Here is a 10,152-nt window from a genome sequence, read left to right on the forward strand (position 1 = left end):
GGCCGCGGCGAAGGCAGCGCCCGCGGCCGCCGCGAACCAGCCCGCCGAGGAGGCCAAGCCGCCCGCCAAACAGGCGCGGCCCAAGGCCAAGCGCGGCAAGGCACCCATGCCGTCCTGGGAGGACGTCCTGCTGGGCGTGCGCAGCTCGGGGCACTGATTCCGCCCTCGCACACCGGAATTCCCGAAGTTCGCCGGATGCGGTGACGCGCTGTGTCTGTGCGGAACCGCCCTTGACACGCGCACGCGGGATCCGAAGTGCACCATTTCGGCGATCCGGAGAGTAGATTTTTCTCATAGCGCCCAGGTGTTTCGGGCGGGCAGCGGGCAGATCGCTGGTCGGATGTCATCCGGCACTGCGGTTGCTGTGAAATAGCTATGCTTACCCGTACGAATATCGGGAGGTGTCGCAAGTGCCGTCTACTGCTTCGTCCCTCTGGTACGTCGACGCATCCGATCCGGTCGCGGTGCTCCGCGATCATCCGGATCCGGATCCGGCCGCCGCACTGGCGTTGGCCCGGCAACTCAATCCCGACCTCGACGTGGTCCCGGCCGCCTCGGGCACCATGAAGGTCTGGGCCGGGCCCGATCCCGGTTCGATGTACATCGGCTGCTATCCGGGCGTCACCGTGGTGTGCACGACCCAGGCCGCGGTGGCCCGCCCGACGCTGCTTCCGGAATTGCTGGTTCGTCCGCTCGCCTCGGAGCACACCTATCTGATCTCCTACGACGTCGCCCACGGCTGGGGTGCGTTCGCCCATTGGGAGCGTGGGGAATTCCGCCGTTCGTTCAGTTCCACCCGGGTCGACATTCTCGAGGACGCGGGGTTGCCGCAGGTGTGGGAGCGGTCGTACTGGGCGGGGGAGCATCCCTTGCGTTTGCTGCCCGGTGAATTCCCGGACCCGCAAACTCTGCCCTTCGATCCGACCGAATTCGCCGACGGGGCGAATGCCGAATGGCTCGGATTCCGTTATCGCGGCGGAGACGACGACGGCGCACTCGAAGCGGACGACGTTCCGGTCTGCGGTTTCAGCCTGTTCCCGAAGGGACAGGCGCCGTTGCCGATCCGCCCGGAGGAGTCCGAGGACGAGCACGGCAGCGGCCGCTGGTTCGGCTGGTTACGCGGCCGGAACGACCACATCCACGAGGACGGCGTGAACGCTCGGTGAGCTAGGACGAGATCGCGACGATCAGCAGCGCGATCCAGCCCAGCACGACCCCGGCCGCGACGCCCAGCAGGATCCACCGGACGACCGGCGCGCCGCGCCACCGCCAGGCGCTCGGGGCCGCGCCGCCGACCGCGACGAGGTTCACCGCGACGGCCAACGTCCAATGGACCTGTGCCAGCGCGGCTCCGAACGCGTAGACCCCGGCGGTGGCGAGCACCGCCACCAGGGCGGACACCGCGATTCCCGCGGCCCACGGCGTCGGTTCGGGATAGGCGCCGTAGCGGGCGCCCGGAGGCTGGTTCACGAGATGCGCACCCTTTCGTAGAAGGCCATCGCGGCGGCGGTGGCCACATTGAGCGAATCGGTGCCCGGCGTCATCGGGATGCGGGCGCGAATATCGGTGGCGGCCATGGCCGTTTCGGTCAGCCCCGGGCCCTCGGCCCCGAGCAGCAGTGCCACCCGGTCACCGGTCATCGCGCGGGCCAGTGTGGCCGCGGCTGGGTCGGGCGTCAATGCGATGATCTGAAATCCCTTGTCACGCAACGTTTTCAGACTGCCGGGCCACTCGGGCAACCGGGCGAACGGCACCCGCAGCACATGTCCCATCGACACCCGCACCGCGCGCCGATACAGCGGATCGGCGCAGCGGTCGCCGAACAGCACCGCGTCCGCGCCGAGCCCGGCCGCATTGCGGAAGATCGAGCCGATGTTCTCGTGATCGTTGACGCCCTCGAGCACCGCGACCGTGCGCGCCGAGGCCAGTATCTCGTCCAGGTCCGGTTCGGTGGGGCGGCGAGCCGCGGCCAGCACCCCGCGATTGAGATGGAATCCGACGGTCTCGGCCATCACCTCCGCGGTGGCCCGGTAGTACGGCACGTCCACCTCGGCCAGATCGGCGGCCAGCTCCTCGTATCGCCGCCCGACCCCCAGCAAACCGAACGGGGTGTATCGCGAACTCAGCATCCGCTGCACCACCACGACCCCCTCCGCGATAACGTAGCCCTGCCGTCCGGGGAGATCCGGACGACGATCCGCGGATTTGAGGTCGCGGAACGCCGCGATCCGCGGATCGGCGGGGTCTTCGATATCGATCACATCGGCCACGATGCCCAATCCTGCCTTGTATACAGCCCACCAGCCCGCGCCACCCTCCACACATCATTTCTGCCGATCCCGGACAGCGCCGACATATGGTTCGCGGCGTGGCTAGCCCGGACGCGCCGCAGACCGGACGAACACCCGCACCGGCTCGGTTCCCGGCTAGCCCAACCTCGATAACGCCGACACCGCGGCCCCGCCGGAGCGAAGCGGAGGCCAAAGACACGGAGGCCAAAAAGATAGTTTCGTTAGCAACGATATGGTGAACAGTTAATTGGCCAATCCATGGACCGAACCATTGAACGGAAGAGGACGCAACGCATGACCAAGCCTGAAGTCGAATTCCAGGACGGCCCCGCGCCGAGCACGCTGGTGATCAAGGACCTCGTCGAGGGTTCGGGTTCGGAGGCGGCGGCCGGCGGCACCGTCGAGGTGCACTACGTGGGCGTGGAGTACGACACCGGTGAGGAATTCGACTCCTCGTGGGGCCGTGGCGAGTCCATCACGTTCCCGCTGCGCGGCCTGATCCAGGGCTGGCAGGAGGGCATTCCGGGGATGAAGGTCGGCGGTCGCCGTCAGCTCACCATTCCGCCGGAGCAGGCCTACGGTCCGGTCGGAGCGGGGCATCCGCTGTCCGGTAAGACCCTGGTCTTCGTTATCGACCTGCTGAACGTCGTCAACTAGGCGCGTCGCGCCCGGACTCGCGCGCACGGTATGTGCCGTGCGGACGATCACCTGCCCGGGAATTCCAGTACCAGCCGCACACCGCCCAGTGCGCTGTCCTCGAAATAGGCTCGCCCGCCGTGCAACTGGGCCTGCTGGGCGACCAGCGCCAGGCCCAGTCCGGAGCCGCCCTTGCTGGCCTGGCTGCCGCGGATGAACCGTTCGAAGACCGCTTCGCGCTCGTCGGCGGGTATGCCGCGCCCGTCGTCGTCGACCGAGATCACCACCCCCTCGGGGGTGCGATGCGCGGCGACCAGCGCATGGGTCGCGCCGCCGTGCCGGGCGGAATTGGTCAGCGCGTTGTCCACCGCCAGGCGCAGCCCGGTGGGCAGGCCCCGGATGACCAGCTCCGGATCGGCGTCGATGCGCACGGTCAGATCCGGGAAGTGCCGCATCGCGTCGTGCGCGGACTGGTCGATCAGATCGCCGACATCGGTTTCCACGTGGTCGCGCTCGTGGGTGAGTTCACCGGCCGCGAGACGTTCGAGCGCGGCCAGGGTCGCCTCCACGCGGGTTTCGCTGCGTTGCAGGTCGGCCAGGATCTCCGCGCGCTGGTCCGCGTCCAGGTCCAAGGTGCGCAACACCTCGAGGTCGGTGCGCATGGCGGTCAGCGGCGTGCGCAGTTCGTGTGCGGACACCGCGGCGAAATCGCGGGCGGTCTCGAGTGCCGCGGCCGTTTCGGCCTGTGCCGCGCGCACGCGTTCCAGCAGCGAATTCACCGCGTCGGCGAGTTGCTCGGCCTCGCGCACACCCGATCCGTTCACCGGGGTCTCGCCGTCGCCGGTGCCGCTGTGCGCGCCGACCTGCCTGGTCAGGTCCACGATCGGCCGCACCGCCCGGCCGCCGAACATCCAGCCCAGCCCCGCCGCGGCGACCATCGCCAGTCCGGCCGCGGACAACACCCAGCGACGCTGCTCACTGGTCGCGTGATAGGCGTCGTTCAGCGGGATACCCATCGAGACGACGCGGCCCGGCTGCTGATTCTCGGTGGTGGTCATGATGCGGTACGGGGTGTCGTCGAGGGTGACGGTGTGCGACCCCGGATCCAGTTTCGGCAGCTGCATGATCGTCGAGGCCTCGATCTGGCCGTCGTCCCGGACGGTCACCGCCAGAGCCTTGCTCGGGGTGACCACCGACAGCACACCCGCCGCGATCACCGGCTGCATCAGCACGATGCGCGAGGCCACGTTCAGTTCCTGATCGGCCTGGGTGATGGCGTTGCGTTGGATCGCCACGATGGAAAGCCAGCCCAGCAGGGCGGTGAGGATGATCGCACCCAGTGCGGCGGCCGCCGCGACGCGGGTGCGCAGCGAATAGGAGCGACGTCGCCGTCCGGCCCGCGTCGGCCCGATGGTCACTTCGGCGCTCGCAACACGAAACCGACGCCGCGGATGGTGTGCAACAGCCGTGGTGTGCCGTCGGCCTCGAGTTTGCGGCGCAGATAGCCGACGAAGACGTCGACCACATTGGTATCGGCGGCGAAGTCGTATCCCCACACCAGTTCGAGCAGCCGTTCGCGGCTCAGCACCACCCCGGCGTTGCGGGCCAGGGTGGACAGCAGCTCGAATTCCCGCTTGGTGAGTTCGATCTCCTGGCCATTGAGCAGGGCGCGATATCCGGCCTCGTCGACCTCGAGCGGACCCACGGTGATCGCGTCCGGGGTGAGCGGCGCTGCGGCGTCGGTGCGTCGCAGCAGCGCCCGGATCCGGGCGACCAGTTCGGCCAGGACGAACGGTTTGATCAGGTAGTCGTCGGCGCCGGACTCCAGTCCGGCGATCCGGTCGTCCACCGAATTACGCGCGGACAGTACGCAGATGGGCACCTCGTTACCCATCGCCCGCAGTGCCGTGACCACCCCCGCGCCGTCCAGGACCGGCATGTTCATGTCCAGGACGAGCGCATCGGGGGACTGATCGGTCACGCTGCGCAGCGCCTGCGCGCCGTCGCGGGCGATGATCACCCGGAACCCGGACAGCCGCAGTCCGCGCTCGACCGAGGCCAGCAGGTCCTCGTCGTCGTCGACCAGCAGAACCGTCGGGGTGTCGTGGCTAGTCACCACTACATTCTGCACAGATGGGCGCGCCGGGCCCGGGAACGGACCGTCAGTAGTTGTGGCAGCTGTCCGCGACGGCCTGGATGGTCCGCTGCAGACTCGAGGACCGCGGATCGTTCTGGATCTGCTGCTGGGTCTCGGGATGCTGGGCCAGATACTGCTGGGCCTCGGCGCGGCGCTGCTGGACGGGCTCGTCGAACTTCGCCTTCAGCTGTGCCTTCTGGCTGGGATTCGAGTCCAGGATCGAGGCGAGCTGGGGGTTCTTGGCGTGCAGCGCGCGATCGACCTGATCGAAGCTGCAGGTCGTATTCAGAAGGGGCCCAACCATATCCATCGGTGCGGCCGCGGCGATACCGGGGGAGAGCAGGGCGGCGGCGGTGGCCAGGCCGCCGATCGCGAGAACGGTGCCGGTGCGGCGGCGGTTACGCAGCGAGATCATCTACAAATCCTTCGGCTCGGGGAACCTCCGAAACCTTAGGGGCGTGCTCTGGGACAGCTGTGAACCAATCCTGAGAAGATTATGAGGAACGCACGGAAGAGTCGTCGCTCGGCGCGGCCGGACCCTCGGGGTGAGCGCTCGCGATGATCTGATCCTCCAGCGCGACCAGCACGGACGGGTCCTCGATGGTGGCGGGCATCTCCCACTCCTCGCCGGACACGATCTGCCGCATGGTCTTTCGCAGGATCTTGCCGGAGCGGGTCTTGGGCAGCGCCTGCACCACGATGACGTCGTACAGCGTCGCGATCGCGCCGATCTGATCCCGGACGCGGGCGGTGAGCTCCTCGCGCAGCTGATCCGGATCGATCCGGATGGTCTGCCCGGTCCCGTCGGATTTGAGCACGACGTAGGCGATCGGGCGCTGCCCCTTGAGTTCGTCGGGGATGCCGATGACCGCGCATTCGGCGACGGCGGGATGTCCGGCGACCGCGGCCTCGATACCCCCGGCCGAGAGGCGGTGTCCGGCCATGTTGATCACGTCGTCGCTGCGGCCCAGGACGTAGAGGTAACCGTCCTCGTCGAAATAGCCGGAGTCGCCGGTCAGGTAGTGGCCGGGGAAGGCCGACAGGTACGAGCGCACGAATCTGTCGTTGTCGCCCCACAGGCCGGTGAGCGTGCCCGGGGGCAGGGGTAGGCCGATCACGATATTGCCCTCGATGCCGGCGGCGACCGCGTCGCCCTCGTAGTCCAGCACCCGCAGCCGGTAGCCCGGCACCGGCAGCGAGGCCGAGCCGGTCTTGATCGGAAGTTCTTGCAGCCCCAGCGGATCCGCGCAGATCGGCCAGCCGGTTTCGGTCTGCCACCAGTGGTCCACCACCGGGCAGTCCGGGTGACCGTCCAGCACCACGTCGCGGGTCCACTCCAGGGTGGCCGGATCCAACCGCTCACCGGCGCAGAACAGCGCCCGCAGACCGGACAGATCGTGCCGGTGGGCCGTGGCGGCGTCCGGATCGGCGCGGCGGATGGCGCGCAGTGCGGTCGGTGCGGTGAACATGACGTGCACCCCGTGCTGATCGACCATCCGCCAGTACGCGCCCGGATCGGGGGTGCCGACGGGTTTGCCCTCGTAGAGCACGGTCGTCGCGCCGATCAGCAGCGGTGCGTAGACGATGTAGGAGTGCCCGACCACCCAGCCGATATCGGAGGTGGTGAGCATGACCTTGCCCGGGGCCATGTCGTAGATGTAGCGCATCGACCAGATCAGCGCGACCGCGTGACCGCCGTTGTCGCGCACCACGCCCTTGGGTTTCCCGGTGGTGCCGGAGGTGTAGAGGATGTAGAGCGGGTCGGTGGCCGCGACCGGGACCGGATCGGCCGGTTCGGCGCCTTCGACCATGTCCTCCCAGTCCAGCCATTGTGCGGCAACACTTTCCGAGGAGCCCGGTAGGTGTTCGGTGGCGGGCTGCGGCGCCGCGAAGCGGTTCACGGGGAAGCCCGAGCGTTGTTTGACGACCACGTGCCGGGGCGCGAGGGTCTCCACCAGGTCCAGGGACTGCAGCACGATCGGCGGGTACTCGATGTGCTTGCCCGGCTCCAGACCGCCCGAGGCGGTGACGATCAGCACCGGTTCCGCGTCGTCGATGCGGGCGGCCAGCTCGTGCGCGGCGAATCCGCCGAACACCACCGAGTGCACCGCGCCGATCCGCGCGCAGCCCAGCATCGCGATGACGGCCTCGGGAATCATCGGCATATAGATGACGACTCGGTCGCCGGTGCGCACACCCAGTCGCAGCATCGCTCCGGCGAACTGCGCCACCTCGGCCAGTAGTTCGGCATAGGTGTAGACAACTGTGGTGTCCGTCATAGCGGAGTCGTATATGAGGGCGGGCTGATCCGCGCGGCCGCCGGTCAGATCCGCGTTCCAGACTCGATCGGAGTTCGATCCGGTCTCGAAGGGATCACGACTCGGCTCGCCTGCTGTCGAGGGCTCTATCGGTGTGATATCGCGCACATGACGGTCCAGCGCGTTGTAGGAGGTGTTCAGGCGTGCGTCCGGGAACCAGCGGGCCGTCGGGCGGACGGTGCTGTCGAGGATCTGTGTGGGGGGAACATCCCAGCTGACAGCCGCCGCGGCCGCGCCCCAGAAGTCCGACGGATCGACCAGGCTCGTCTGGTAGGTAGGCCGGTACTCCCGTTGTGCGTTCAAGCGTGTGACTCCCTGCTTCGCCTCGATGCCCGCCTCGATAGATCAGCCTGATTGTGGCAGACTTCACGCGGCGTCCGGGCGGGCGCCGCGACCTTTGATTTTGTCCAGAACAAGCTGGTCAATGTGCGGAGGTTGCCAACAGGTCACACAAGAAGTTATTGATCCGTTAGAATCGCATGTCACATATTTCGGCCGTCAAGGACGCAATTTCACGGCCTGCCGCAGATCTCGGCCCGCTGTGCCAATCGAGTCCAGCCATGCGATCGTGGAGGCTCGCTGATGGCGCATGGCTGGGGCCAGTTTGGAAAGTGAGTGAAGATGCGCGACGCCGCTAGGTCCGGCAACAAGCGTTGGGCGCTTAGCAACTGGGACCTGCGTTGGAAGGTTACGGCGGTTCTGGCCGTCCCCCTTCTCGTTGCGGTGGTGCTCGGCGCGTCCAGGATCGCGGCGCAGTTCAGCGACTCGAGTCGACTCGACGCCGCGGTGACCCACGTCGGGGCGATTCCGGCGGTTACCGGCCTGAGTGGCGCTGAGGCCACGGTGGCCAGTGAGCAGATGGCGCAGATCGGTCCGGGTCAATCGCTGGTGCAGGACGCCGACCTCACGGCCCTCGACAACGCGATCACCTCGGCCCAGAAGAACGCGCCGCGCCTGGACGGAGTGCCCGGCGGGCAGGCCGCGCTCGATCAGATGATCAAGGGCGCACAGGAGGTGCGGGCCAACGGCCACACGCCGTCCCCTTCGGTCACCGAAGCGGTCAACCACGAAGAGAGCATTCGGCAGAACAGCGTCCGGACGACCGAGCAGATCACCTCGACGGTCTCCGACTCGCAGGTCGAGCAGGCCAAGCTGCGCCTGGTCGACACCCTGAACACGCGCGCGGTGGAGGTTTCGGAGGTCGCCGCGATCTCCGAGGCGCTGCGTGGCGATTCCAAGAACGCGTTGCGCGACTTCCAGATCGCCGCCAACACCGAGCGGCAGATGCTCACCACGCTGGCTCACCGCTTCCCCGCCGGCGACCCCACGGTCGACGCGCTGAACAAGTTGGTCAACAAGCGAATCGAGTTGGCCGGTAGCACGCAGGCCGCCGTCGGCCAGATTCCCGTGGCGGACCTCAAGCAGTCCCTGCAGGACAGCCTCTCGTACTACCAGCGGATCGTCGACAGCTCGACCAGCGACATCACCGCGCGCGTGAATCACCTGGCCGACGACGCCCGCACCGGTGCGATCCGGTACGCGATCATCGTCATCGCGACGATCATGGCGGCATTGCTGCTCGCGGTCGTCATCGCGCGATCGATGATCGTGCCGCTGCGCAAGTTGCGCCTGGCCGCGCTACGCGTCGCCGAGCACGACCTCGGTCACGAGGTCTCCCGGCTACGGGACGGCGCGTCACCCGAGGACGTACCGCTCGAGCCGATGCCGGTGAACACCGACGAGGAGGTCGGTCAGCTCGCCCGCGCCGTCGACGACATCCACGGCCAGGCGTTGCGCCTGGCGGCGGACCAGGCCTCGATGCGTACCCAGGTCAACGACATGTTCGAAACCCTGGCCCGACGCTCGAAATCCCTTGTCGACCATCAGCTCTCGCTCATCGAGGCGATGGAGTACGACGAGAAGGACCCGCGCCTGCTGGAGAACCTCTTCCGGCTCGACCACCTCGCCGCCCGTATGCGACGCAACGGCGACAACCTGCTGATTCTGGCCGGTACCCGGCAGCGGCGCGGTAAGTCCGCGCCGGTCGAGATCGCCGACGTGCTGCGTGCGGCCATCTCCGAGGTCGAGGACTACGAGCGGGTGAAGCTGGGCGCCACTCCGCGCGGCGCCATCACCGAGCCCGCGGCATCCGACCTGGCGCACCTGTTCGCCGAGCTGCTGGACAACGCGCTGCGTGCCTCGCCGCCGGAGACGGACGTCAAGTTCACCTTCGCCCAGGCGCACGATCAGGGCCTGCTGGTCGAGGTCGCCGACCGCGGTATCGGTATGCCCCCGGCCGAGATGGCCGAGATCAACCGTCGTCTGGAGACCGCCGCCGAGGTCGGTCCGGATACCGCGCGGCACATGGGTCTGTTCGTGGTCGGCCGCCTCGCCGAGCGACACGGTCTGACGGTGCGGCTGCGGCCGACCTTCGACACCGCCCGGGATCCGGGCGTCACCGTCACGGTGCATCTGCCCAAGCCGATCATCGTCGCGCCGGTCGGCGGCACGATCTCGGTGCCGACACAGGCCACCCCGCAGGTGCCCACACCGTCGCAGCCGATTCCGGTGCAGCCGAACCCCACCATGCAGACGCGCGCGGTCACCCGCACGCCGAGCGGCAACATGATGGTGACCGTGGATCCCGGTGTGAGCGGGGCGATTTCGACCGACGCCGAGGACGTCGAGGACGGCGTGTCGGCCCAGGGCGTCATCGGGTCCACCCCGCCCGCGACGGCAACCCCGGGCGACGGCCTGCCGCAGCGTCAGC

At 68.1% G+C, this 10,152-nt stretch carries 10 protein-coding genes; 4 read left to right on the forward strand and 6 right to left on the reverse strand.

What is annotated here, in order from left to right; translation table 11 throughout:
* Together sepH and NM2_RS24670 are read left to right on the forward strand one after the other, a co-directional pair.
* Positions 1 to 157: septation protein SepH (sepH, locus tag NM2_RS51825; protein ID WP_245718199.1), on the forward strand; the 157-nt coding region annotated here is incomplete at its 5' end.
* 253 nt (positions 158 to 410) lie between these two features.
* Positions 411 to 1,166, forward strand: coding sequence for a DUF6928 family protein (locus NM2_RS24670; RefSeq protein WP_084531518.1), 756 nt, complete (start codon positions 411 to 413; stop codon positions 1,164 to 1,166).
* A 1-nt stretch (position 1,167) separates the two neighbouring features.
* On the opposite strand, the gene NM2_RS24675 is transcribed toward NM2_RS24670, so the two are convergent.
* Positions 1,168 to 1,470 (reverse strand): DUF2537 domain-containing protein, encoded by a 303-nt coding sequence (locus NM2_RS24675; RefSeq protein WP_067673331.1) that lies wholly within the window; start codon positions 1,468 to 1,470, stop codon positions 1,168 to 1,170.
* The gene (locus NM2_RS24680; protein ID WP_067673338.1) at positions 1,467 to 2,270 is read right to left on the reverse strand and encodes a TrmH family RNA methyltransferase; all 804 of its coding nucleotides are present in this window, start codon (positions 2,268 to 2,270) and stop codon (positions 1,467 to 1,469) included. The genes NM2_RS24675 and NM2_RS24680 overlap by 4 nt, the downstream gene beginning before the upstream one ends.
* A 315-nt stretch (positions 2,271 to 2,585) precedes the next feature.
* Here NM2_RS24680 and NM2_RS24685 point away from each other — a divergent pair, with 315 nt between their 5' ends.
* The gene (locus NM2_RS24685; RefSeq protein WP_067673332.1) at positions 2,586 to 2,948 is read left to right on the forward strand and encodes an FKBP-type peptidyl-prolyl cis-trans isomerase; all 363 of its coding nucleotides are present in this window, start codon (positions 2,586 to 2,588) and stop codon (positions 2,946 to 2,948) included.
* A 47-nt stretch (positions 2,949 to 2,995) separates the two neighbouring features.
* On the opposite strand, the gene NM2_RS24690 is transcribed toward NM2_RS24685, so the two are convergent.
* The 4 genes from NM2_RS24690 to NM2_RS24705 form a co-directional block, all read right to left on the reverse strand.
* Positions 2,996 to 4,345: a sensor histidine kinase gene (locus NM2_RS24690; RefSeq protein ID WP_245718198.1), complete on the reverse strand. Its 1,350-nt coding sequence runs from the start codon at positions 4,343 to 4,345 to the stop codon at positions 2,996 to 2,998.
* Positions 4,342 to 5,043 carry a response regulator transcription factor gene (locus NM2_RS24695; RefSeq protein WP_439956913.1) on the reverse strand — a complete coding sequence of 234 codons (702 nt, stop codon included), beginning with the start codon at positions 5,041 to 5,043 and terminating at the stop codon, positions 4,342 to 4,344. The genes NM2_RS24690 and NM2_RS24695 overlap by 4 nt, the downstream gene beginning before the upstream one ends.
* Before the next feature lie 46 nt (positions 5,044 to 5,089).
* Complete coding sequence (locus NM2_RS24700) at positions 5,090 to 5,479, reverse strand: hemophore-related protein (RefSeq protein WP_067673333.1); 390 nt, start codon at positions 5,477 to 5,479, stop codon at positions 5,090 to 5,092.
* A gap of 79 nt (positions 5,480 to 5,558) precedes the next feature.
* Complete coding sequence (locus NM2_RS24705; RefSeq protein ID WP_067673334.1) at positions 5,559 to 7,685, reverse strand: AMP-binding protein; 2,127 nt, start codon at positions 7,683 to 7,685, stop codon at positions 5,559 to 5,561.
* Between the two features lie 318 nt (positions 7,686 to 8,003).
* On the opposite strand from NM2_RS24705, the gene NM2_RS24710 reads away from it, so the two are divergent.
* Positions 8,004 to 10,152, forward strand: a 2,149-nt coding sequence (locus NM2_RS24710) for a sensor histidine kinase (RefSeq protein ID WP_157121290.1), incomplete at its 3' end; no start/stop codon positions are given.

The sequence above is a fragment of the Nocardia miyunensis NBRC 108239 genome (genome assembly GCF_001613065.1).
In the GTDB taxonomy this organism is placed as follows: Bacteria; Actinomycetota; Actinomycetes; order Mycobacteriales; family Mycobacteriaceae; genus Nocardia; species Nocardia miyunensis.